Source organism: Mesorhizobium sp. AR07, from assembly GCF_024746815.1.
Classification (GTDB): Bacteria; Pseudomonadota; Alphaproteobacteria; order Rhizobiales; family Rhizobiaceae; genus Mesorhizobium.
Map to the genome: position 1 here is coordinate 6,622,597 of NZ_CP080525.1, position 22,279 is coordinate 6,644,875.

Annotated in this window: 20 protein-coding genes and 1 tRNA gene; 7 read left to right on the top strand and 14 right to left on the bottom strand. The window is 60.3% G+C overall.

The genetic code is table 11. From position 1 onward, the window contains the following. Positions 1-105 precede the first annotated feature (105 nt). The 3 genes from BPNPMPFG_RS32530 to BPNPMPFG_RS32540 form a co-directional block, all read right to left on the bottom strand. Positions 106-300 carry a hypothetical protein gene (locus tag BPNPMPFG_RS32530; protein ID WP_258592623.1) on the bottom strand — a complete coding sequence of 65 codons (195 nt, stop codon included), beginning with the start codon at positions 298-300 and terminating at the stop codon, positions 106-108. 40 nt (positions 301-340) lie between these two features. Continuing rightward, positions 341-499 carry a hypothetical protein gene (locus tag BPNPMPFG_RS32535; RefSeq protein WP_167458833.1) on the bottom strand — a complete coding sequence of 53 codons (159 nt, stop codon included), beginning with the start codon at positions 497-499 and terminating at the stop codon, positions 341-343. 226 nt (positions 500-725) lie between these two features. Beyond that, the gene (locus BPNPMPFG_RS32540; RefSeq protein WP_258592624.1) at positions 726-1,067 is read right to left on the bottom strand and encodes a DUF2147 domain-containing protein; all 342 of its coding nucleotides are present in this window, start codon (positions 1,065-1,067) and stop codon (positions 726-728) included. A gap of 452 nt (positions 1,068-1,519) precedes the next feature. Here BPNPMPFG_RS32540 and BPNPMPFG_RS32545 point away from each other — a divergent pair, with 452 nt between their 5' ends. The 3 genes from BPNPMPFG_RS32545 (at position 1,520) to BPNPMPFG_RS32555 (ending at position 4,150) form a co-directional block, all read left to right on the top strand. Next, positions 1,520-1,786: an SEL1-like repeat protein gene (locus BPNPMPFG_RS32545; protein ID WP_010915070.1), complete on the top strand. Its 267-nt coding sequence runs from the start codon at positions 1,520-1,522 to the stop codon at positions 1,784-1,786. 551 nt (positions 1,787-2,337) lie between these two features. Continuing rightward, positions 2,338-3,459: an ABC transporter substrate-binding protein gene (locus BPNPMPFG_RS32550; RefSeq protein ID WP_258592625.1), complete on the top strand. Its 1,122-nt coding sequence runs from the start codon at positions 2,338-2,340 to the stop codon at positions 3,457-3,459. Positions 3,460-3,880: 421 nt separating this feature from the next. Beyond that, positions 3,881-4,150, top strand: a complete 270-nt coding sequence (locus BPNPMPFG_RS32555) for a hypothetical protein (protein WP_258592626.1) — start codon at positions 3,881-3,883, stop codon at positions 4,148-4,150. A gap of 977 nt (positions 4,151-5,127) precedes the next feature. Here BPNPMPFG_RS32555 and BPNPMPFG_RS32560 read toward each other — a convergent pair. The 7 genes from BPNPMPFG_RS32560 to BPNPMPFG_RS32590 all read right to left on the bottom strand — a co-directional run bounded on the left by BPNPMPFG_RS32560 (position 5,128) and on the right by BPNPMPFG_RS32590 (position 12,274). After that, a complete protein-coding gene (locus BPNPMPFG_RS32560; protein ID WP_258592627.1) occupies positions 5,128-7,110 on the bottom strand; it encodes an acetyl/propionyl/methylcrotonyl-CoA carboxylase subunit alpha in 1,983 nt (660 codons plus the stop codon). 291 nt (positions 7,111-7,401) lie between these two features. Continuing rightward, positions 7,402-7,773 (bottom strand): hypothetical protein, encoded by a 372-nt coding sequence (locus tag BPNPMPFG_RS32565; RefSeq protein WP_258592628.1) that lies wholly within the window; start codon positions 7,771-7,773, stop codon positions 7,402-7,404. Positions 7,774-7,893: 120 nt separating this feature from the next. After that, entirely contained in the window at positions 7,894-8,421 is a 528-nt protein-coding gene (locus BPNPMPFG_RS32570; RefSeq protein ID WP_258592629.1) for an O-acetyl-ADP-ribose deacetylase, read from the bottom strand. 1 nt (position 8,422) lies between these two features. Next, positions 8,423-10,030 (bottom strand): carboxyl transferase domain-containing protein, encoded by a 1,608-nt coding sequence (locus tag BPNPMPFG_RS32575; RefSeq protein ID WP_258592630.1) that lies wholly within the window; start codon positions 10,028-10,030, stop codon positions 8,423-8,425. A gap of 1 nt (position 10,031) precedes the next feature. Beyond that, positions 10,032-11,195 (bottom strand): isovaleryl-CoA dehydrogenase, encoded by a 1,164-nt coding sequence (locus BPNPMPFG_RS32580; protein WP_258592631.1) that lies wholly within the window; start codon positions 11,193-11,195, stop codon positions 10,032-10,034. Between the two features lie 65 nt (positions 11,196-11,260). After that, on the bottom strand, positions 11,261-11,917 hold the full coding sequence (locus tag BPNPMPFG_RS32585; protein WP_258592632.1) for a TetR/AcrR family transcriptional regulator: 657 nt from the start codon (positions 11,915-11,917) through the stop codon (positions 11,261-11,263). Between the two features lie 72 nt (positions 11,918-11,989). Next, the gene (locus BPNPMPFG_RS32590) at positions 11,990-12,274 is read right to left on the bottom strand and encodes an acylphosphatase (protein ID WP_258597019.1); all 285 of its coding nucleotides are present in this window, start codon (positions 12,272-12,274) and stop codon (positions 11,990-11,992) included. A 168-nt stretch (positions 12,275-12,442) separates the two neighbouring features. Between BPNPMPFG_RS32590 and BPNPMPFG_RS32595 the strand changes: the two genes are divergently transcribed. Next, complete coding sequence (locus BPNPMPFG_RS32595; RefSeq protein WP_258592633.1) at positions 12,443-13,435, top strand: bifunctional helix-turn-helix transcriptional regulator/GNAT family N-acetyltransferase; 993 nt, start codon at positions 12,443-12,445, stop codon at positions 13,433-13,435. An 81-nt stretch (positions 13,436-13,516) separates the two neighbouring features. On the opposite strand, the gene BPNPMPFG_RS32600 is transcribed toward BPNPMPFG_RS32595, so the two are convergent. After that, positions 13,517-14,629, bottom strand: a complete 1,113-nt coding sequence (locus tag BPNPMPFG_RS32600) for a pyridoxal phosphate-dependent aminotransferase (RefSeq protein ID WP_258592634.1) — start codon at positions 14,627-14,629, stop codon at positions 13,517-13,519. Positions 14,630-14,742: 113 nt separating this feature from the next. On the opposite strand from BPNPMPFG_RS32600, the gene BPNPMPFG_RS32605 reads away from it, so the two are divergent. Continuing rightward, positions 14,743-16,401 (top strand): tetratricopeptide repeat-containing sulfotransferase family protein, encoded by a 1,659-nt coding sequence (locus BPNPMPFG_RS32605; RefSeq protein WP_258592635.1) that lies wholly within the window; start codon positions 14,743-14,745, stop codon positions 16,399-16,401. Between the two features lie 436 nt (positions 16,402-16,837). Here BPNPMPFG_RS32605 and BPNPMPFG_RS32610 read toward each other — a convergent pair whose 3' ends face one another. Both BPNPMPFG_RS32610 and BPNPMPFG_RS32615 read right to left on the bottom strand, forming a co-directional pair. Then, entirely contained in the window at positions 16,838-18,004 is a 1,167-nt protein-coding gene (locus tag BPNPMPFG_RS32610; RefSeq protein ID WP_258592636.1) for a porin, read from the bottom strand. A 149-nt stretch (positions 18,005-18,153) separates the two neighbouring features. Continuing rightward, positions 18,154-18,244: transfer RNA gene (locus tag BPNPMPFG_RS32615), tRNA-Ser, on the bottom strand. A 451-nt stretch (positions 18,245-18,695) separates the two neighbouring features. Between BPNPMPFG_RS32615 and BPNPMPFG_RS32620 the strand changes: the two genes are divergently transcribed. Continuing rightward, complete coding sequence (locus BPNPMPFG_RS32620; RefSeq protein ID WP_258592637.1) at positions 18,696-19,853, top strand: porin; 1,158 nt, start codon at positions 18,696-18,698, stop codon at positions 19,851-19,853. A 243-nt stretch (positions 19,854-20,096) separates the two neighbouring features. Next, complete coding sequence (locus BPNPMPFG_RS32625; protein WP_258592638.1) at positions 20,097-21,155, top strand: tyrosine-type recombinase/integrase; 1,059 nt, start codon at positions 20,097-20,099, stop codon at positions 21,153-21,155. A gap of 88 nt (positions 21,156-21,243) precedes the next feature. Here BPNPMPFG_RS32625 and BPNPMPFG_RS32630 read toward each other — a convergent pair whose 3' ends face one another. After that, entirely contained in the window at positions 21,244-22,146 is a 903-nt protein-coding gene (locus BPNPMPFG_RS32630; RefSeq protein ID WP_258592639.1) for an alpha/beta fold hydrolase, read from the bottom strand. Between the last annotated feature and the right edge of the window lie 133 nt (positions 22,147-22,279).

The following is a 22,279-nucleotide window of genomic DNA, read 5'->3' on the forward strand; positions in this document are numbered from 1 at the left end:
ACAACAGATTCGATCGCTTGTGGGTAGATTCGCTTTTCCATGGCTTAATATAGAGACTTGGATCGGCACTTGGGAGGGTGTCGCGACCGAAGCGGCCGTTTTCTTTCAACCGCGCTGCAGGCTGACCAGAAGCACGAAGCCGAGGCCGGACTTCCTCAAAGCGGGCGCTTCGATCGTCGAGCCGGCGTCGGAGCGCATCATCGGCACGGCCAGAACCGGAGCGGCGAGAACCATCAGGATAAGCGCCGCCCGCGGCAGAAGCCGAAGGATATTGAGAGCGTTGGCGGCGATGCGGTTCATGGTGTTTCAGCTTTTCTTCTCGAGGTCTTGGTTTCTTTGTTCAGTTGCGAAGATGGGTGGGGCAGGCGAGGCGGCAGGTCCGGGAACTGGCTTCGTCCCAGGCGCGGGCCGGACGCCCAGTTTCGGCGACGAGGATGGCGAAGAACATTCCAAACAGGCTCATCAGCAGGCAGACGATGGTGAAGCGGCGAGCAAGCATTGGGTCGTTTCTCCTTCAACACGCAGGAGAATGCCCGAGCGCGACTGAACCGGCTCTGATGCCGGCGTTCATCTGCGGTTCAAAATGATTGACGGGGTTCTGAGCCGCGCCGGCGTCAGTTTCGACAGGTGCCAGCGAGACGCGGCGAGGCGAGGGCACGCGCCCTCGACAAAACGAAAACGGGGCCCGTCGAGGCCCCGTCGTCATAGTGCTAGGATGCGATCGATCAGAGCTTGTGCCAGGTCTGGCTCTTGCAGATCAGTCCGCCGAGCACGCAGCCGCTCATCTTGAGCGAAGTGCCCGACAATGTTGCCTTGCCCGAATAGGTCTTGTCGTTTGCCGGGTCTGTGATGTTGCCGGCATATTTGTTGTCGCCGGTCGCTTTCAGCGAGCCGATGGTCTTGCCGGCATATTTGCCGGACTTGAGCGTGATGGAAAATGTGCTGGCGCCAGCGATCGCCGCGGTATCGCCGGCTTGCGTCTTCCAGTTGCCCTCGATCGGATCGGCCCATGCCGCACCCGCCATGATCAATGTGGCCGCAAGGGCCAGGCTCATTTTTCGAAACATGGGTCTTCCTCCCTTTGGATGTCCGGCCGGATGCTCCGCCTCACCGGTCTGCCGCTTACGCAAACGTAAGCTAATCCAGCTCCCGGCAAAACAAAAGTGGTGCCGCAGCGGAAGACTTTTCAGATTTTGAAGGCACCTGAATGCGTTCCGTCGGCGAGGAAACGAAACGATCGACACATTGCCTTTGTCTCCCGTGGTTAGCGGAGTCTTGATTTGGCGGCGGAAGATTTTCGTCAAATTCGATGCAATCCGGCATAATTGCTGACTTCGTATCCTTAACGAATTTCCGCGTTTACCTCTTGTTTTAGCTTTGTTTTCCTCAAATTAAGCACGCCATTTAACGACGGATTCAAGCCTCCACGGCATTCTCGAAAGCATCGGAAGAGCAGCCAGCACGGACGAAAGAAGGCAGCTCTCGGGAGCCTGACAGGGGCCGGAAACAGGGGATTGAAATGGCACGTTTTGAAATGCTTGAAGCAGGTTTCGGCGCCATGGGGGCAACTGCCCAGGCCGACATTCTTTTCGAACTGGGCATGATGTATGCGACCGGCCGCGATTGCGAGACCGATGTCGTCGCCGCCCACAAATGGTTCAACATCGCCGCGATCAAGGGTTCGGCCCGCGCCGCGGAACTGCGCTCGGAACTGTCGGCAGCGATGTCAAAGGTCGAGATCGCCAAGGCGCTTCGCGAAGCCCGCGAATGGATGACCATGCACTGAGATCCGCCAATCGCGGATAGCTATCGAAGACAGGGAAGCTCCGGGATCAAGGCCGCACAGACGGCCAGACCCGGCGGAATGGAAGGCCGCGCAAGACGGTCGACGATGTAGAGCATGATCCCGAAAAGTGGAATCCGGTTTTCTCGGGCAAACGGAAACCGTTTGTCCAGAGATCATGCTCAAACAAAGACAAAGCATGGTCCCGAAAAGTGGAATCCGGTTTTCTCGGACAAACGGAAACCGTTTGTCCAGAGATCATGCTCAGACAAAGAGAAGAGAACGCGGCAGGCCAGCAAGGCCCGGCCGTGCACGACATGGGGAAGGCGAGCGGGATTTTTGGGCGCGGGGGCGCTTGGAGATTGCTCGACGGGCAAAAGCCACGACCGGCCGAAACAAGGCCGGCGTGGCTTTTTTGCGTGGATGACGTCTTGCAGGCCCAATCGAGTGCCGCCAATGCGCCTAGACAGGCCCAGCGAAGGATGAAATTGTCCCGCCTCTCTGGAAGAAGCGCGGCCGGGGCGGCCGCGCGTGAGTGGAGGAGTTCTGTTACAATGAAAAAAATGAGTATTTTGAGCGCGGCCGTTTTCGGCCTGATGATGAGTGCGCCGGTCGCATTCGCCGATGACATCACCTTTGCGGTGGTCGGCCCGATGACCGGACAGCTCGCCACCATCGGCGATCAGTTCAAGCAGGGCGCACAGGCCGCTGCTGACGCGATCAACGCGGCGGGTGGGGTCGGCGGTCGCCAGATCAAGTTGAGTATCGAAGACGACCAGTGCGATCCCAAGCAGGCCGTGTCGGTCGCCAACCGCATCGTCGCCAATGGCGTCAAGTTCATCGACGGCCATGCATGTTCGGGTTCGAGCATTCCGGCCTCTGCCGTCTATGCTGAAGCCGGCGCCCTGATGATGAGCCCGGCCTCTTCCAATCCGGTGCTGACCGACGCGGCGGCCAAGGCCGGCTGGCCGACGATCATGCGCCTTTATACGCGTGACGATGCGCAGGGAGCCTTCATCGGCCCATGGATCGCCAAGAAGTTTGCCGGCAAGAACGTCGTCGTCCTGCACGACAAGAGCGCCTACGGACAGGGCGTGGCTGACGCCGTCAGGGCAACCATGAATGCCGGTGGCCTCAAGGAGGTGTATTATGACGGCATCAATGCTGGCGAGAAGGACTATTCGGCTCTCGTCACCAAGCTCAAGGATCTGAAGGCCGACGTCGTCTATTTCGGCGGCTACCATCCTGAGGCCGGCCTGATCCTGCGCCAGTCGGCGGAACAGAACGTGAAGTTCCAGCTGATCATGCCGGACTCCATCGCCTCGCCGGAATTCTGGCAGGTTGCCGGTCCGGCCGGCGAAGGCACCATGTTCGTCTTCCCGTCGGATCCGCAGGCAAAGCCTGAAGCCAAGGCAGCCGTCGAAAAGATCAAGGCAGGCGGTTTCGTGCCTGAGGGCTTCACGCTGTTCTCCTACGCCGTCATCCAGGCCTTCGCCGAAGGCGTCAAGCGCGCCGGCAGCGACGATCCGGCCAAGGTTGCCGAAGTGTTGAAGAACGGCACGCCGATCAGCACCGTTGTTGGTGACGTTACCTTCGACGAAAAGGGCGACCTCAAGAATGCCAGCTACGACATCAACCAGTGGCATGACGGCAAATACGCGCCGATCGCGCAGTAATCGCTGACGTCGCTCCAACCCTAGGGAATGGCCGGGTTCGTCCCGGCCATTTTTTCTTTGAAAGTATTGCTTTAATTGGTATTTTTGGTCATTTCGCGCGGCTTTCATAACCACGACCGCGCCGCGGAATGACTGACGAGGTGGTCGGAGAAGTTTCGCCTATCCTGTTGATTCAACCCGCTGATCCGGATTTTTCCACTACTAATGCAGACGATTCAACGGGCTGCGCTACCTAACCTGTCGCGACTCAGTTAGCTATAGCTAATGAAACGGCGATACACCATGCGAAGGGTTCGCGACGAGCTTTGGGAAGTCTACGATATAGACGGCGATGAGGTTGTCTTCGTAGAACAAACAGCTTTGACAAATTTATCCGATGACGAGGCACTCGACGCCCTGGAATCGATCGAGGCAGGCTTCCTTGTACCTGACAGGCGAAGGGTTTCATCTCGCCGACGTGGCATTTAGCGCTCACCTTCTGCGTGATCTCTTCCACCGTCACTCGGTGCCCGCGCCGTTCTTCACAACGCAGCCCGTCGGTTGGACCCGCGCCCTATTTCACCCCAAGGAGGATGCAGGGCCGCTGCCGCCTTTGAAGCACCGACTTATGAAGAGCTTTGTCGATGTCGTTGGCATAAACTCGCCGGGCGAAGACCCCAACCACCTCAAGCCCGGCGAGCCTACAACCTGATCAGAGTACGCGATCAGGGCCGGGATCAACCGGCACCTTTCCGAAATGCAAGAGCGATGCCAGCAGCTTGGTCCAGAAAAATGGGGCAGGGGCCAAAGAGCGTCGCCTCAAGGACGGCGGGGTGTATCATTTTAATACAATCTCCAATTGGTAGACTCCCGCGATGCATCGGCAGCTAATTTCTCCGTCAGGCCAAAGGAGAGACAGGGCCGCAGACCGGAGGGCCGCAGACCGGAGGAAACGATGTCAGTGCAAAAAGAAGACTATCGGACGAACAGAGCCGACTACGTGATTGCTGCCAAGCATGGCCGAGCGACCGCCGATGATGGCGGCCGCGAAGAATTGCTGGCAAGGAGATGGAAGTCCCAGTGGCTAAGAGATCGGCGCTTCGCCAAATTGGCCGTAAACCCGTCGGAAAGCTCGCCAGGACCGAAAGCCAGACCGCGCGGTTAGCGCCGACCACTCGTCTTGACGCTGGTTGAACCCATGGAAAAGCCCCGCCGACCGGGAGTCAAGCGGGGCCCTTTGGAGCAGACCGTAGGGACTGGCTGCGGGACTGTCCAATGATCCGAGAGGATCGGCTTCAACATGGCCCACTGGATTAGATGGCACATCGGCCGAATAGATGAAAATGGGCCTCGGCCATGCCTTTTTAATCTACGCCGGCTTCGGCAGTAGATCGAACAGGAGCCAGTTCATCACGATTTCATTGGCCACGCTGCCCGTCCCATTCTGGCTGGTAGTTGCGTCGTCGTGGCTGGCGCCCATCCACTGTTGGCGAAGGCGGCGTTGACGTTCGTAACTCCAACGGTCGCGAACCACGCTCCAGAGACACGGTGAAACCGCTATCCGTATAGAAATCGCATACCAACCGAATGAAGCTACCGTTTTGCGAGCCGGTGACGCCAAAAACGTCCGTCTGGCCGGGTTCGTCCCGGCCATTTTTCCTCGTGCAATCCGTCGTCTGCCCTCGCGTGTCAGCTCGCGGCCGGGGTCGAGGCATCCTGTTCCTCGACAAACCGAACCAGCACCGTCCCATCGGTGACCTGGGCGCCCTCGGTGGCGATCTCGGCGATCACCCCGTCATGCGGCGCGGCGATGCTGTGCTCCATCTTCATCGCTTCGAGGATCAGCAGCGGCTGGCCCTTGATCACCGCATCGCCCTTTGCCACGCGCACGAGCTTGACCAATCCCGGCATCGGCGCGCGCAGACTGCCGGAGCCCGCCGCTGCATCATCGGCCCGCGCCAGCGGGTCCGGCACGGCGAAGGTATAGCCAACGGCGCCTTCGAATACCGTGATGTGGCCCGGCCAGCGGGCAAGGCGTGGCGTGGCGCGAAAATCATGCGAATTGGTGTCGTCATAGGGCTTGTCCAACGTCACCTGGAACCGCCCGTCCGGCCGCACCGAGACCTTCGCCGCGATATCGCCTTCGCCGAACTTCAGCCGTGTGCGCCGCGCCACGCTGTGGAAATGCGCATAGCCGGCAAGCGACGACCACGGGTCGCTCGATGACGGCAATGCCGCTGCGCCGGACGCGGCAAGTGCGGCGGCAGCAATGGTTTCGCCTGTCGGCGGCGGGACGATCGTCAATGCCTCATGATGCCGGCCGATTAGGCTGGTGTCGACGTCGCCGGCGGAAAAGTCCGGATCGGCGGTCAGAGCGGCAAGAAAGGCGGTGTTGACGGTCGAGCCGGCGATTTCGGTTTGCGACAGCGCCGCGCCGAGCGCTTCCAGTGCCGCCTGCCTGTCCTTTGCGTGGACGACCAGCTTGGCGATCATCGGGTCATAATAGGGCGAGATGGCATCGCCGGCCCGCACGCCGGTCTCGATGCGCATCGTGGCACCTTCGGGGGCCGCGTCCGGAAACTTCAGATGGTGCAGCGTGCCCGTTGCCGGCAAGAAACCCTTTGCCGCGTCCTCGGCATAGATGCGCGCCTCGAAGGCATGGCCGGAAAGCGTGATCTCGCTCTGCGTCTTCGGCAGCTTTTCGCCGCTGGCAATCCGCAACTGCCACTCGACCAGGTCGGTGCCGGTGACCATTTCGGTGACGGGGTGCTCGACCTGCAGGCGGGTGTTCATTTCCATGAACCAGAAGCGGTCGGCCTTCAGGCCTTGCGAGGCATCGACGATGAACTCGATGGTGCCTGCGCCGGAATAATTGATCGCCTTGGCGGCTTTCACCGCCGCATCCGCCATTGCCTGGCACAGTGCCGGCGTCATGCCGGGGGCGGGCGCTTCCTCGATCACCTTCTGGTGGCGACGCTGCGCCGAGCAGTCGCGCTCATAGAGGTGCACCGCATTGCCGAAACTATCGCCGAACACCTGCACTTCGATGTGTCGCGGCTTGTCGACATATTTCTCGACCAGCACGCGATCGTCGCCGAAGGCGGCCTTTGCCTCGCGCCGCGCACTGGACAGCGCTTCGGAAAACTCATCGGGATGCTCGACCCGGCGCATACCCTTGCCGCCGCCGCCGGCGCGCGCCTTGATCAATACGGGATAACCGATCTCGCGTGCCTTGGAGGCAAGCAGCACGATTTCCTGCGCCTCGCCATGGTAGCCCGGCACCACCGGCACGCCGGCCTTTTCCATCAGCCGCTTGGCGGCATCCTTCAGTCCCATGGCACGGATCGAGGCTGCCGACGGGCCGATGAAGATGAGCCCCGCCACCACCACCTGGTCGACGAAATCGGGGTTTTCCGACAGGAATCCGTAACCGGGATGGATGGCTTGCGCGCCCGTCGCCTGCGCCGCGGCGATGATCTTGTCGCCGCGCAGATAGCTTTCGCCGACAGGCGAGGGGCCGATGTGAACCGCCTCGTCGGCCATCTCGACATGCAGGGATTTGGCATCGGCATCCGAATAGACGGCGACGGTGCGCACCCCCAGCTTGCGCGCCGTGCGGATGACACGGCAAGCGATCTCGCCGCGATTGGCGATCAGGATCTTGGCGAACATGGAGCCTCCCGGGTTTGCAATGGGTGACGACGGCGTTCCTTCGCGCCCCCCTCTGTCCTGCCGGACATCTCCCCCACAAGGGGGGAGATTGGCCGCCGCCGCCGATTTCGCCAATCTCCAACGTTGCAGCAATGAGCGAAACGCCAAAGCTGCCAATCTCCCCCCTTGTGGGGGAGATGTCCGGCAGGACAGAGGGGGGGCTGTCCCGCCAACCTATCCGGGCGAGCAGATGCTCAACACTGTAGACCTCTCCCTTACCAAGGGAGTGCTCTACGTGGTGCCCAGTCTTGCCTATTTTGATGCGGCGATACTGCAGGCTCCGGCTGTGGAAACTTTCCACTTTTTCAGACCCGCTTGACAGGATTTCAATGCCTTCGCCTCCGCCGCCTGCTGCGACGATGCGTTTAGAGAGACACCGCAGATCGTGAATTCCGTCGCCCAGTTGAATGGCGTCATTGCGTAGGCGGAGTGGCCGCGCGCTGCGACGTATTCCCGGTAGTGTTTGCTGCAACCGCCCGTGGACCCTGGTGCCATGTAGACAGGAAAGCGGACGTGCCCCTTGGTTCCGGCAAGCGACTCCGCTTGGCCGATGCCTGTCATTCCGAATATAAGCGATCCCGCAAGTATCGAAGCCGCTGTTTTCTGGTAATATCTTTGTTTCATTTTCGCGCCATCCCCGTTGCACTGTGCAGGACGAGCGGTAGCGAATATCTTGCCTCGCCGCCAGTTCGCTAGCGGAGATTCGACGTTGCCTCTGTTGGTGAATCGGTTGGTCCATACAGTTCAGCCCTTTCGAAGAGCAGCAACGGCCTGCCGGTATAGTTCCGTCGTTTGACTGTCGAAACAGCAAAAAATGACGGTTTCAGGCACTGCTTTCTCTTTGATGAACGTGCTGACCGTGTCGACAGCGATCTGCGTCGCCTCATCTTTCGGGTAGCGGTAGACACCCGTCGAGATCGCCGGAAACGCAACCGTGCGGCAGTCATTGGCGGCGGCGAGTTCGAGGGAGCTGATATAGCAGGAGGCCAGCAGTGCGGCTTCACCTTTGTCGCCGCCTTGCCAGACCGGCCCGACGGTGTGGATGATGTATCGTGCCGGCAGTTTATGGCCCTTGGTGATCTTGGCTTCGCCGACCTTGCATCCATTCAACATGCGGCATTCGAACTCGAGCTCACGGCCGGCCGCGCGATGAATAGCACCATCGACCCCGCCACCACCGAGAAGCGAGGTGTTGGCGGCGTTGACGATGGCATCGACCGCCAGTTTGGTGATGTCGCCGGCATGAACCTGAATCCGTGGACGGTCGTTCATGTCACATCCTGAACACGCCGAAGCGCGTCTCCTCGATCTCGGCGTTGAGCGCGGCGGACAGGCTGAGCGCCAGCACGTCGCGCGTCTTCGCCGGGTCGATGATGCCGTCGTCCCAGAGGCGTGCGGACGAGTAGAGCGGATGCCCTTCATGCTCGTATTTCATCAGGATCGGCTTCTTGAATTTGGCTTCCTCTTCGGCGCTCCATTCGCCGCCCTTGCGCTCGATGCCTTCGCGCTTGACCATGGCGAGCACCGTCGCCGCCTGTTCCCCGCCCATCACCGAGATGCGTGCGTTCGGCCACATCCACAGGAAACGCGGTGAATAGGCGCGGCCGCACATGCCGTAATTGCCGGCGCCGAACGAACCGCCGATGATGACGGTCACCTTCGGCACCCTGGCGGTGGCGACCGCCATCACCAGCTTGGCGCCGTCCTTGGCGATGCCGCCCGCCTCGTATTTTCGACCGACCATGAAGCCGGTGATGTTCTGCAGGAAGACTAGCGGGATCTTGCGCTGGCAGCACAATTCGATGAAGTGCGCGCCCTTCAGTGCGCTTTCGGAAAACAGCACGCCATTGTTGGCGATGATGCCAACCGGCATGCCATGGAGATGGGCAAAGCCGGTGATCAGCGTGGTGCCGTAGTTCTGCTTGAACTCATCGAATTCGGAGCCGTCGACGACGCGCGCGATCACCTCGCGCACGTCATAGGGCTGGCGCAGATCGGTCGGCACGATGCCATAAAGTTCATCGGCCGGATGAAGCGGCGGAATCGATTTGTGTAAGTTCAGGCTTACAGTCTTGTTCCGATTCAGGTTTTTGACGATGCGACGACAGATGGCGAGCGCGTGGTCATCGTCCATTGCGTAGTGGTCGGCAACGCCGGAAAGCCGGGTGTGCACATCCGCGCCGCCCAGATCCTCGGCGCTGACGTCCTCGCCGGTGGCCGCCTTCACCAGCGGCGGTCCACCGAGAAAAATGGTCGCCTGGTTGCGCACCATGATTGTCTCGTCGGACATTGCCGGCACATAGGCGCCGCCCGCCGTGCAGGAACCCATGACGCAGGCGATCTGCGGGATGCCGGCGGCCGACATGTTGGCCTGGTTGTAGAAGATGCGGCCGAAATGCTCGCGGTCGGGAAACACCTCGTCCTGGTTGGGCAGATTGGCGCCGCCGCTGTCGACCAGATAGATGCAAGGCAAATTGTTCTGCAGCGCGATCTCCTGCGCCCGCAAATGCTTCTTCACCGTCAGCGGATAATAGGTGCCGCCCTTCACCGTGGCGTCGTTGACGACCACCATCACCTCGGTGCCTTCGACGCGGCCGATGCCGGCGATCAAGCCGGCCGCGGAAATCTCCTCGCCATACATCGACCATGCCGCGAACTGGCCGATCTCGAGGAAGGGTGAACCGACATCCAGCAATTGGGCGAGACGCTCGCGCGGCAACAGCTTGCCACGCGAAACGTGGCGCTCCCGCGCCTCGTCCGAGCCGCCGCGCTCGACGCTTGCAGCCTTTTCCGCAATGTCGGCGACCAGCGCCCGCATGCGCTCGGCATTGGCGCGGAAGGTGTCGGAGGCGGGGGAGATCTGGGAGGTCAGCACGGGCATGTTACACCCCCTCCGCCATGATTTCGCGTCCGATCAGCCAGCGGCGGATCTCGCTGGTGCCGGCGCCGATCTCGTAGAGCTTGGCGTCGCGCAACAGCCGGCCGGTCGGATAGTCGTTGATGTAGCCATTGCCGCCAAGCAGCTGGATGGCATCCAGCGCCATCAGCGTCGCCTTTTCGGCGGCGAACAGCACGCATCCGGCGGCATCCTTGCGCGTCGTCTGGCCGCGATCGCAAGCGGCGGCGACGGCATAGACGTAGGCACGCGCGGCGTTCATCGTCGTGTACATGTCGGCCAGCTTGCCCTGCACCAGTTGGAACTCGCCGATCGGCTGGCCGAACTGCTTGCGCTCGTGCACATAGGGGATCGCCACGTCGAGGCACGCCGCCATCAGGCCGATCGGCCCGCCGGCGAGCACGGTGCGTTCGTAGTCGAGGCCCGACATCAGCACCTCGACGCCTCGGCCTTCCTCATGCAGCACATTATCGAACGGCACTTCGACATTCTCGAACACCAACTCGCCGGTGTTGGAGCCGCGCATGCCCAGCTTGTCGAGTTTTTGCGCCACGGAAAAGCCGGCCATCGCCTTCTCGACGATGAAGGCGGTGATGCCGCGCGATTTCCGCTCCGGATCGGTCTTGGCATAGACGACCAGCGTCTCGGCGTCCGGGCCGTTGGTGATCCACATTTTGGTGCCGTTTAGCACATAGCGGTCGTTGCGTTTTTCGGCGCGCAGCTTGAGGGAGACGACGTCCGAGCCGGCACCGGGTTCCGACATCGCCAGCGCGCCAACGCGCTCGCCCGAGCACAGCGGCGGCAGGAATTTCTCCTTCTGCGCCGGTGTTGCCCAGCGGTTGATCTGGTTGACGCAAAGGTTCGAGTGGGCGCCGTAGGAGAGGCCAACCGATGCGGAGGCGCGTGAGATTTCCTCGACCGCGATCACATGCGCAAGATAGCCCATGCCGCTGCCGCCGAAATCGGGATCGGCGGTAATGCCGAGCAAGCCGAGCGCGCCAAGTTCGCGCCACAGATGCGCCGGGAATTCGTTCGAGTGGTCGATGTCGGCGGCGATCGGCGCGATCCGGTCCTGCGCAAAGCGCCGCACCATGTCGCGCAGCGCCTCGATATCCTCGTCATGCCCGAAGCTGAGCGTGTTCGTGTACATGCCGTTCCTCCCGCCGCATGACCCCGAAAATCGACTTCGATTTTCGGAAAGGATCATGCGCCAAATTAAAATGCTACAGCGTCCTTTGCGCGTCCGAAGGGACGCGCGGGGCTGTAGGTGCCGATGTCGATCTTCGCGCCAACCAGACGCATTGTCATTGAAAGATATGTCGCCGTCACTTCAGTGATCGACAGTCGCTCGCCCGGCCGAAACCAGACGATGACGCCGGTCATCATCTGGATCAGCGCCATGGCTGTCAGTCCGGTGTCGTCGATGCTGAACACGCCCGCCTCGGCGCCGTCGCGCAGGATGGCGCGCAGTTCCTTTTCGTAAGCCGTGCGCATCCGCAGGACCTGTGTCAGCCTGTCGGGCGACAGGCTGCGCAATTCCATATTCGACACATGCGTGGCGTGCCGACGCTCGATATGAAAAGCGATGTGGTTTTCGACATAGGTGGCGAGCCGCTGCACGGGATTGGCGCTGGTAGGGCGGGTTGCTTCCCACGCTTCGGCCAGGCTTTCCATGTGCTCGCGCATCAGCGTGAACAGAAGCTCTTCCTTGGTCGGGAAATAGCGGTAGAGCGCAGCTGCCTGGACGCCGACTTCGGCGGCAAGCTGGCGCATAGACATTGCCTCGTAGCCAAAACGCGCGATCAGATTGACGGCCGCCTCGCGGACGGCTGCCTCGGTCTTTTCGCCATCGGATCCGGTCGTGCGTGCCATGCCAGCCCCTTCATGGGGCAATAATAAAACGAACGTTCAATTAATTCAAGAGCAGCCGAACCAAATCCATCGTTATGCAACAATCCTGAATCCAACAAAGGCGTTTCCGGCTGCCAACTCCTCGACGTCGACCCTGGAAACCGAAGCCTCGGACGGCCCTTTCCAGAGCCGCTCGATCATCGCCGAAACCGCTTCATCGAGGCCTGCAATCTGGGTCGTTACAGACCCGTCCGCTTCATTGCGAACCCAGCCCGCAAGACCAAGGCTTGTGGCCTCGCCCCGAGCCCAGATTCTGTAGCCGACGCCTTGCACATTGCCGTAGACGCGCGCCCGCACTTCCCTGCGATGACCTACCATGAATCTCACCAAGTCTGTCTCCTTGGAATCTGGCGCATGGCTCGGGGAATGCAACCCGAGACTTGCGCGAACGACGCAGTGGCTGGGCTCTCGGGCCTTTTGAAAATTAATTGACTCAGTCCATTAATTTTTTGGAAAATGGAGCTGCCTATTGGGAGTTGGACGCAGATGTTGGATGAACGAAACGCGTTGGTGGCCGACATCAGGCGCTTCAATCGCTTCTACACGCGCACCGTTGGCCTTCTCAATGAGACGCTGACACAAAGCGCATTCACCTTGACCGAGGCGCGCGTACTTTTCGAACTCGGCCACCTTAATCGTCCGGCGACTTCTGAAACTGGTGGGGAGCGGGGTTTTCTTGCCAGGGCTTTTCATCTGGAGATGGGCCCAACTGCTTCCAATATCGCCAGGCAACTGCGTATCGATGCCGCCTATCTGACGCGAATTCTGCGCAATTTCGCCGGTGAGGGCCTGACCGAGACGCGGACCGATCCGGCCGACAAGCGCCGGCGGATTCTGTCGCTCACGGCAAGAGGCGAGGCGGCCCTTTCAGGGCTCCAGGCTGCGGCGGATCGCGATACGGCACGGCTCATCGCGAATTTGCCTGACCACAGATTGCATGAGCTGGGCAGCGCCTTGCGCAAGGCCGGGGAATTGCTGGGCGATCCTGTCAGTGAAAACGGCGAGGTGACGCTGCGGCCGCACCGTGTCGGCGACGTGGGCTGGGTCGTGCAGCGGCAGGCCCAACTCTACGCCGAAGAGTATGGCTGGAACATCGAGTTCGAAGCCATGCTCGCCGAAATCGGCGCCGATTTCATCCGCAATTTCGTGCCCGGCCGCGATTTCTGCTGGATCGCCGAACGCGGCAGCGAGCCGGTTGGCGCCGTGTTCCTGGTCCATCTGGACGACGAGGCGGCAAAGCTGAGGATGCTGCATGTCGAGGCGGCGGCGCGCGGCCTGGGCATCGGCAAACGCCTGGTCGCCGAATGCGTGAGCCAGGCTCGCGCTTGCGGCTACAAGCGGCTGGTGCTGTGGACCAACGACATTCTCGTCGCGGCGCGCGCGATTTATGAGCGCGCCGGCTTCAGGTTGATCTCGGAGGAACACCACCACAGTTTCGGCAAGGAATTGACCGGCCAGACCTGGGAGCTGGATTTGTAAGCGCGAGCCGGCCCCTGAGCATGATCCGCGAAAAGTGGGTACCGGTTTCGGAACCGATTATGCTCAAATGAAAAATAGGCTCTAATTCCCGCGCGCCGCCGCCAGCGCGCCGGGCAGTTCTTCGGCGAAAATGTCGAGTTCGTGATCCAGGCCGACGCTGACGCGGATGCAACGGTCGAGCACTGGCACCATCGGCTTGCGGATGAACACGTCGCGCGACAACAGCCCCTGGAGCACTTTCAGCGCGAAGGCGCCATCGCCGCCACAGTCGATGGTGACGAAATTGGTTGCCGAGGCCAGCGGCTTCAGCCCGTTCGCCTCGGCTATCCCGGCAATGCGTCGGCGGCCGGCCGCGACCCGCGCCACCACGCTCTGCAGATAGTCCTGATCGGCAAGCGCCTCGACGCCGGCGATCTGCGCCATGCGGCTGACCCCGTAATGGTTGCGGATCTTCTCGAAATCTCGGATCACCTGGGCTTCCGCCACCGCATAGCCGCAGCGTATGCCCGCCAGCCCATAGGCCTTCGAAAAGGTGCGCATGCGGATGACGTTCGGCCTGGAGATATCGATCGGCGGCAGCGCCGAGGCTGGTCCGAGTTCGCCATAGGCCTCGTCGAGCACCAGCATGGTGGTTTCCGGCAACGCCTCGATGAAGCGGATGAGTTCGCCCGCCTCCCACCAGCTGCCCATCGGATTGTCGGGGTTGGACAGGTAGACCAGCGGCGCCTTGTCCTTGCGCACCGCCGCGAGCAGGCCGTCCAGGCTCTCCCTGTCGTTCTCGTAAGCGACCGTGACCAGCCGCCCGCCGACACCGGCAATATGGAAGTTGAAGGTCGGATAGGCGCCGAGCGACGTGACCACCGCATCGCCTGATGCCACATACATGCGCGCCACCAGGCTGAGCAGCCCGTCTATGCCTTCGCCGACCACGACGTTCTCGGCTTTCACACCGTGATGCGCGGCGGCCGCCACTTTCAGATCGTGATTGTCGGGATCGCAATACATCCACATGTCGCGCGCGATCCCGGCCATGCGCTCGATGACGCGCGGCGAGGGGCCAAAGCTGCTCTCATTGGCGCCGATGCGGGCGCGAAAAGCACGGCCGCGCTCACGCTCCTGCGCTTCGGGGCCGACAAACGGCACGGTCGACGGAAGCGCTGCGACGAGCGGCGCTAGGGGAGGGCGTTGGTGCATGGCGGAAGGCTCGCTTGAAAAGGGCTTTCTTGCTAGCGTGACCGGATGGCGGGCGCAAGCAAGTCCGGATCGTCGCGCTGGATTCAATTGGTGTTTTTTGCTAGCCAGCAACCATGAGCAATCGACTGCCACCTGCTTGGTCCAAGCATCTCAGAGTCCCATCCGGGCCAAAGGCATCGCCGCCCTTGCCGAAAGCCAAACCACTACCGCCTGTACAGAGCGACGACATGTTGCTGAGGCTGGCGCTCGAGCTTCAGAAGGCCGAGCGGCTTGCCGAGGCCCAGGAACTGTGCCTCCGTGTGCTGGCCCGTACACCCAACCATCCTCTCTCGTTATACATACTCGGCACGCTGGGGCTCGGTTTCGATAATGAGCTGGCTATCACGTATTTTGCTCGCGCGGCCGACCAGCAACCCAGCAACCCATACTATCAATTCAGCCTGGGCGAAGCGTATTTGAAGGTTGGCGACTATCCTCCGGCGATCAAGTATTTGCAACGCGCCTGTGAACTGAAGCCTGATCTGGTTGAAGCCCATTGTGGCTTGGCACAAGCCTATGGCAAGTTTGACAAGGCCGACACGGCCTTGCTTATCTACTTGAGGGCGCTGGAGATCGATCGCGATCATCCGCAGGTCAGGATTGGCCTGGCGGATACGCTTATCGACCTCGGACGAATGGATGAGGCCGCAGCCTGTCTAAAAGAAGCCATCGCTCGGCGTCTGAATGTAGCTGGAGCCTACCAAGTTATTGTGAATACTCGAAAATTTTCCACTGAACCACCCGAACTCACGTCCATCCTCGGCGAACTTGGCAAACCATCGATCTCCGCCGACGAGTCGAGTGGGCTTCATCTGGCGGCAGGCAAGGTTCTGAACGACCTTGACCGTTATGACGAGGCGATGGACCATTTTGTAAAGGCCAAGGCACTTAAGGCCCATGACTTTGACATTGGTTCCCATCGCAGGTGGGTCGATTCCCTGATCGGGCTGTTCGATGCAGACCTTCTGGCATCCAAAGCGGGGTATGGTAACCCCTCCGAAGCGCCCGTGTTTATCCTCGGGATGCCGCGCTCGGGCACAACCTTGACTGAGCAAATCTGCTCAAGCCACCCCGAAGTTCATGGGGCAGGAGAGCTTACGAAACTGTGGCGAATGGCGACCTCCATCGGCCTGAAGCGGGAGCCGGGACAACCTTTTGGCGAGACCCTAAGGTCGATGACGATCCAGCAATCGCAGGCGCTGGCTGAGGAATATCTATCGGACCTGAGTCTCTATTCGTCTACCGCGCCGCGCATTCTCGATAAATTACCTCATAATTTCGAGCGTATAGGTCTGATCGCCATCCTCTTCCCGAACGCGCGTTTTATTCATTGCAGGCGTGACGCAATCGACAATTGTCTTTCTTGCTTCTTTTCAAATCTTCAACAAGACCATAGTTACAGTTACGATCTCAGGACTCTTGGGTTGGCCTATCGTGAATATGATCGGCTCATGCGCCATTGGCAGGCGATGTTCCCAGGGCGAATTTTTGAAAATCGCTACGAAGACATGATCTCCGACCAAGAAGGGCAGTCGCGTCGCCTGATAGACCACCTCGACCTGAACTGGGATGATGCCTGTCTTCGCTTTTTCGACAAGCCTGGGTCGGTCAGGACAATCAGTCGTTGGCAAGTTCGCCAGCCGATCTACACGTCGTCGGTCAAACGCTGGAAAAACTACGAAGGTCGAATCCAGCCATTGATTGAAGCCTTGGGAGATCTGGCTGAACTTTGAACAGATGCGCTTGATGCCGCGCGCATCGACGTCGGGCTGCGGCTTGGACATGACCTAACGGCACGCGAGGCACTTTGAACCCTTGGTTTTATGCATGTCGCCCAAAACCGAGCGGCGGTTTTGGGCGACATGCATTAGGCAGCCTTGACGAGGCCGGAAGCGGGCGGCATGCCATCGGGAAATTTTTGGCGGCAGCGACTGCTCAACTGACAGCACTGTGATCACTGTCGAGGCGCGCTAATGGTGCGCCTGGCGCTCACGATGCTCATTTGGCGTACGGAGTTGGCCATGTTTTGGTCACCGAAGCCTCGCCAAGGGGACCGTGCAGTACATTGTGGCAGCTTGGCCACTCTTGTACTCAGCGCCTTTGTAGCAAAATGGGCACGAAAAAACCCGGCGGTTGCCCGCCGGGTTCGATTCGATCAGGCGAGGCCTGTTAGAACGAGCGCTGGAAGCGGAGCATGCCGCCGACGCTGTTCTTCTTGTTGGCATTGGTCCAGTTGACATTGGTGAAGCTGGCGGGATCGCCAAAGCGACCGTAGTGGTTGTAGTCGACTTCGGCCGTGACCGTGAAGCCGGGAACGACGTCGTAGGCAACGTTCGCCGCCACGCCATAGTTCTTGTCCTGGTCACCCGACACCTGGAGGTTGAACGAGGTCTTCTCGTTGAACTTGTAGGTGCCGCCGGTCCAGAATGCCCAGTGACCGCCCCACTGCTTGTAGAAGCCGCGACCGAAAGCGGGGATAGCGTTGGTCGAGTCATTGAGACGACTGTTGGTGCCGTAGCCGCCCATGGCGAACAGCGACAGCTGGCTGGTGACGTTGAAGTCCACACGGATCTTGCCGGCGAACTCGTCATAGTTGGCGTCATAGGCAGCGACGCCGGTGACCGCGCCCCAGCCCTGCGTGTACTTCAGGCCGCCGACGACATGCGGAACATAGCTGTCGATCGTGCCCGTCACGCCCGAGCCCTCTTCGAGCGAGGCCACGGCCGAGAAGCCGTTGCCGGCGTCGAAGTAGTACTGGACGACGTTGGTGTCGAAGTTGCCGTAAGGAACGATCGTATCCTGGATCACGTTGCCGGCGTAGCCGATGAACGTGTTGAAGGCCGATTCGTCCTTACCGACGCGGAGACCACCGAGCTGGATCCAGGCGAAGTTCAGCGAAACGCTCTTGTTGCCGGCGGGATTGCCGATGTCGGCACCGGTGTCGGCGCCGTAGGCGTTGTGGTTGCCGAAGTTGAAGCGGGTCTCGGTGTAGGTCTTCAAGGTGCCGAGTTCGGTTTCCTGGCCGGTCCAGGTCTTCAGCGTGAAGCGGGCATTCTTGTACCAGGTAGCCTGGTCCTTGCCGGACCGCGCGTCGAAGCTACGCGCACCGTCAAACGAACCAACGTCGCCGAGGCCGATGTCGTAACGGATATAGCCGCCGATGCGCAGGCAGGTTTCGGTGCCGGGGATGTAGAAATAGCCAGCGCCGTAGACGTCGCAGATCTTGACGTATTCAGCGGGTTCCGGCTCGGCGACGACGACGGCGTCGGCGGCGCGCGCACCGGAAACTGCGATCAGGGCCGCAGCGGAGCCGAGAAGAAGGCTCTTGATGTTCATTTTCTGACCTCCAGTCAGAATCGAACAAAATTGCGTTGTGTCGGGTGCATTTCAGCGCTGAATCGCGCGGCGCTGGCGACGGGATATCCAGCCATCCATCTGTTTTTACGTGGTAATTTTGGAAAGTCTGCCGTCGAAGCAGGCAAAAGTGGCGGAGAGGATGGGATTCGAACCCACGAGAAGCTTTTGACCTCTACTCCCTTAGCAGGGGAGCGCCTTCGACCACTCGGCCACCTCTCCGTTGCGCCGCTGGATAAAGAAAAGCGCCGGCACAATCAACAAGCCCGCGTCATTATATGGAAAAATAACAACGCACCGAACCGCGGCTTTCCCGCGATACGGCGGTTCTGCGGCAATTCCCTGGCTGGCGACTCGGGGCGTTGCCATGATTCCGTCGGCCGATCGCCGGATTCGGCGCGAAATAAGCGGTTGTGGCAGGCCTGATGGTTAACGAGAGCTTTCTGAGTGAGGCCAAATCGTGTCATTTGTGCAACAACGCCAGGGGATAGCAGCCGAACATTCCTTTCGCCGGTACGATCGTGGTTGAACGCCGCCGGCTCATGGGTAATGTCGATTTCGAAGGAGCGGCGCGGTGCGCATCTTTTTCGGTAGTGGGGATGGGGCAGGGAACGCTGTCCTTCAGCAAAGAATACCCAGACCCGTTTTTTAACTTTTGACTGGAGGTCAGAAAATGAACATTAAGAGCCTTCTCCTCGGCTCCGCTGCGGCCCTGATCGCAGTTTCCGGTGCGCGCGCCGCCGACGCCGTCGTCGTCGCCGAGCCGGAACCCGCTGAATACGTCAAGATCTGCGACGTCTACGGCGCTGGCTACTTCTACATCCCCGGCACCGAAACCTGCCTGCGCATCGGCGGTTATATCCGTTATGACGTCGGCGCCGGCGACCTCGGCTCGTTCGACGGCGCGAAGGCTGGCGATGTCAGGAGCGGCAAGGAACAGGGCACCTGGTACAAAAAGGCCCGCTTCTCGCTGAAGACCTGGACCGGCCAGGAAACCGAGCTCGGCACCTTGAAGACCTACACCGAGACCCGCTTCAATTTCAGCAACGACCAAGCTGCTGAATTCCCTAACGATGCCTACAACAGTGGCGTCTCACTGAATTTCGCCTGGATCCAGCTCGGTGGTCTACGCGTCGGTAAGGACGAATCGGCCTTCAACACGTTCATCGGCTACGCCGGCAACGTGATCCAGGATACGCTGGTTCCCTACGGTAACTTCGACACCAATGTCATCCAGTACTACTTCGACGCCGGCAATGGCTTCTCGGCCGTGGCTTCGCTCGAAGAAGGTTCCGGCGCAACCGGAACGATCGACAGCTATGTTCCGCATGTCGTCGGCGGCGTGAAGTACACGCAGGGCTGGGGAGCGATCACCGGTGTGGCTGCTTATGACAGCAACTATGACGAGTTCGCCGGCAAGGTTCGCTTGGACGTGAACGTGTCGAGCGCGCTGGCGCTGTGGGTGATGGGCGGTTACGGCACAACCAGCCATCTTGAGGAAACCTTCCCGACCGCCGCTTTGCCGGCTGGAGGCCGTGGCTTCTACAAGCAGTGGGGTGGTCACTGGGCAATTTGGGGTGGCGGCACCTACAAGTTCAACGAGAAGACCTCGTTCAACGCCCAGGTCTCCTATGACCAGTGGAAGAATCTTGGTGTTGCAGCTAACATCGCCTATGACATCGTTCCTGGCTTCACGGTCACGGCCGAAGTCGACTATCTGAATGCAGGCAGGTTCAGCGATTTCGGATCTGACCCGCAGAACTTGAATTGGACCGGTGCCAACAAGAAGAGCAGCATCGGCGGTATGCTTCGCTTCCAGCGCTCTTTCTAAGGGCTGGTTCCTTACAGGTGAAATCCAGCCCGGGCGCTTCAACGCCCGGGCTGTTTTTGTTTCGTGACTGGGTCAAGGCAGACAGAAGGAACAGGGGGTAACGGTAGCTGAATAGAGTCCGTGGGATGATTTCGTGGGATCCGCTGATGGGCGGATGAAATCACAACCGCGTGATTCAAACCTCTTGAAAGGACGCTTCCAAGCGGATAGGGCTGATCTATCCACTCGGGGGTGTGGCAAATAATGACGAACGAAGCGATTCAAGAGGGTAAGCCCTCTGATCAGTTTACGATGTTTTCTTCTCAGAATTCGAAGATACGATACAGTTATAACAAGATACGAGAAGTAAAGTCGTTCAGGGTCGGAGAGCTGTTTTTAGCATACCGGGACATATTGTGGGATGATGGGCGGCATAAATACAATGTCAGCTCTTTCATCGGCGAGATAGATGAGCTTCTCCTCGGAGAGCGATTCAGCGCCTTTGACCAGAGTACCCTGGACAATCTTATCGGCACCTTGCGCCAGCGCGGCAACAGCAACGCAACCATCAATCGAAAGATGGCTGCTCTCAGCAAACTGCTGCGCAAGGCTCACAAGATGGGGGATATCCACAGCCTGCCCGAGTTCCGCCGCCAGAAGGAGCGGGCGGGGCGGATTCGTTTCCTCGAGAGGGACGAAGAGGCACGGCTGTTCGCCGCCATCAAGAGTCGTAGCGAGGATGCTTACCGGCTTTCCGTCTTCCTGGTCGATAGCGGATGCCGTCTCGGTGAAGCACTCGGGTTGATCTGGAACGACATCCAGGAGCATCGCGTCAGTTTCTGGATCACCAAGTCCGGCCGCAGCCGCACCATTCCGATGACCGAGCGGGTCAAGGAGGTCATCAAGCTGCCAGCCACTGAAGGCCGCCGGCCCAAGGGTCCGTTCACCAAGCTCAGCCAGGCACAGTTCCGTGCCATCTGGAACGATGCGAAGGCTGAAGTCGGCCTCGGCGCCGACGACCAGGTAGTGCCGCATATATTGCGCCACACCTGCGCCTCGCGTCTCGTCCAGGGCGGCATCGACATCCGTCGCGTGCAGATGTGGCTCGGCCATCAGACACTGTCGATGACCATGCGTTATGCGCATCTGGCCACGAATGACCTCGACGGCTGCGTCATCGTTCTGGAAACGCCTCGATGCAATGGTGCGGCCAGCCCGGCGGCAAAGCCCGAATCGTCTCCCTGTGCTGCTGTGCAGGAAACAAAGAGCGAGCCGGTAGCGGCAAGGACCAAGATTGTCCGAAAAGCCTCGAAATCCCAATAGCATATGACATTTTGGCACGCCCTCGACCTGTCTCGGGTCGGGGGCGCTTTCGTTTTCGATGGTGCCTGTGCCTTCCGGCCAGATATTCTCAGTCAGTGGTCGTGCCGCGTTGCTCCGCCCCGTCCAGGAACGTGGCGATGGCCTCCGGCAAATCGCCGGTTTCGAGGAAAGGGGCGTGGCCCTGGCCCTCGACGGTCATCGTTTCCATCATCGAATGATGCTCTCGCATCTGCTGCAGCGTGTCCGTGGACAGCAATCTCGAATTGGCCCCGCGTATGGTGAGCAAGGGGATTCCGCCCAACGCGTCGAATTGCGGCCATAGATCAGGCAAAGGCTGCATCAGATCGAGACCTGCAACGGTGTCGATCAGCTTCGGGTCGAAGTCCGGCAACAGGCCTTGATCCGTCTCGCGGTTGAGCGCCCATGCCATCCGCGTCCAGTCCGCGTCGGTGAGCGCGGAAAAGTCCTGGCCGTGAGCGCTGCGCTGGGCATCCACGGCTTCAGTGAAGGTTTTGGGCTTCGGCGCGCGTTCGAGATAGGACTGGATGTGGGCGAGACCGACCGCCTCGATCACCGGCCCGATGTCATTGAAAACAATGGCTTTCAGGATAGCCGGCTGCAACGCACCCAGAACATGGATGATCAGCCCGCCGCGTGATGTGCCGATGAAGGCGGCCGCCTCTATTCCCAATGCCATAAGTCCGGCAAGGATGTCGCCGGCTTCGACGCCGACATTGTAGTTCTTGACGTCTGGATCATACGCCGACTGCCCGCGCCCGCGGTAGTCGAAGGCGACGACCTTTCGCGGATTTGCAGCATGCATCGACAGATAGAGCGCAAGCTCGTGGAAATCCCGGGCATTGCGGGTCAGGCCGGGCAGGCAGACGACCGGCCAGCGTCCGGAATTCGCTTCACCGTAGACGCGGGCGTGAAGCCGCAGCCCATCCGATGCGCTGTAGAAAAAGTCGGAAAAACCTTCGGTGCTCGACATCTGGACGCGATTCCTTCCGGCTGCCGGATTGTCTTGCGACTGCTACAGGCGAGGGAAGGTGAGGTCAAATAGAGGGCGGGACGCTGAAGCTGCCGATCTCCCCCTTGCGGGCAGGGGAATCGCATTTGAGTAA

Bases quoted from the DNA above. Each gene is read 5' to 3' on its own strand.
- BPNPMPFG_RS32570 (WP_258592629.1), bottom strand. From the start codon at position 8,421: ATGAACGACCGTCCACGGATTCAGGTTCATGCCGGCGACATCACCAAA.
- BPNPMPFG_RS32540 (WP_258592624.1), bottom strand. From the start codon at position 1,067: ATGTTTCGAAAAATGAGCCTGGCCCTTGCGGCCACATTGATCATGGCG.
- BPNPMPFG_RS32545 (WP_010915070.1), top strand. From the start codon at position 1,520: ATGGCACGTTTTGAAATGCTTGAAGCAGGTTTCGGCGCCATGGGGGCA.
- BPNPMPFG_RS32600 (WP_258592634.1), bottom strand. From the start codon at position 14,629: ATGCACCAACGCCCTCCCCTAGCGCCGCTCGTCGCAGCGCTTCCGTCG.
- BPNPMPFG_RS32590 (WP_258597019.1), bottom strand. From the start codon at position 12,274: ATGGTAGGTCATCGCAGGGAAGTGCGGGCGCGCGTCTACGGCAATGTG.
- BPNPMPFG_RS32610 (WP_258592636.1), bottom strand. From the start codon at position 18,004: ATGAACATCAAGAGCCTTCTTCTCGGCTCCGCTGCGGCCCTGATCGCA.
- BPNPMPFG_RS32625 (WP_258592638.1), top strand. From the start codon at position 20,097: ATGACGAACGAAGCGATTCAAGAGGGTAAGCCCTCTGATCAGTTTACG.
- BPNPMPFG_RS32575 (WP_258592630.1), bottom strand. From the start codon at position 10,030: ATGCCCGTGCTGACCTCCCAGATCTCCCCCGCCTCCGACACCTTCCGC.
- BPNPMPFG_RS32560 (WP_258592627.1), bottom strand. From the start codon at position 7,110: ATGTTCGCCAAGATCCTGATCGCCAATCGCGGCGAGATCGCTTGCCGT.
- BPNPMPFG_RS32530 (WP_258592623.1), bottom strand. From the start codon at position 300: ATGAACCGCATCGCCGCCAACGCTCTCAATATCCTTCGGCTTCTGCCG.
- BPNPMPFG_RS32580 (WP_258592631.1), bottom strand. From the start codon at position 11,195: ATGTACACGAACACGCTCAGCTTCGGGCATGACGAGGATATCGAGGCG.
- BPNPMPFG_RS32595 (WP_258592633.1), top strand. From the start codon at position 12,443: ATGTTGGATGAACGAAACGCGTTGGTGGCCGACATCAGGCGCTTCAAT.
- BPNPMPFG_RS32565 (WP_258592628.1), bottom strand. From the start codon at position 7,773: ATGAAACAAAGATATTACCAGAAAACAGCGGCTTCGATACTTGCGGGA.
- BPNPMPFG_RS32535 (WP_167458833.1), bottom strand. From the start codon at position 499: ATGCTTGCTCGCCGCTTCACCATCGTCTGCCTGCTGATGAGCCTGTTT.
- BPNPMPFG_RS32620 (WP_258592637.1), top strand. From the start codon at position 18,696: ATGAACATTAAGAGCCTTCTCCTCGGCTCCGCTGCGGCCCTGATCGCA.
- BPNPMPFG_RS32630 (WP_258592639.1), bottom strand. From the start codon at position 22,146: ATGTCGAGCACCGAAGGTTTTTCCGACTTTTTCTACAGCGCATCGGAT.
- BPNPMPFG_RS32585 (WP_258592632.1), bottom strand. From the start codon at position 11,917: ATGGCACGCACGACCGGATCCGATGGCGAAAAGACCGAGGCAGCCGTC.
- BPNPMPFG_RS32605 (WP_258592635.1), top strand. From the start codon at position 14,743: ATGAGCAATCGACTGCCACCTGCTTGGTCCAAGCATCTCAGAGTCCCA.
- BPNPMPFG_RS32550 (WP_258592625.1), top strand. From the start codon at position 2,338: ATGAAAAAAATGAGTATTTTGAGCGCGGCCGTTTTCGGCCTGATGATG.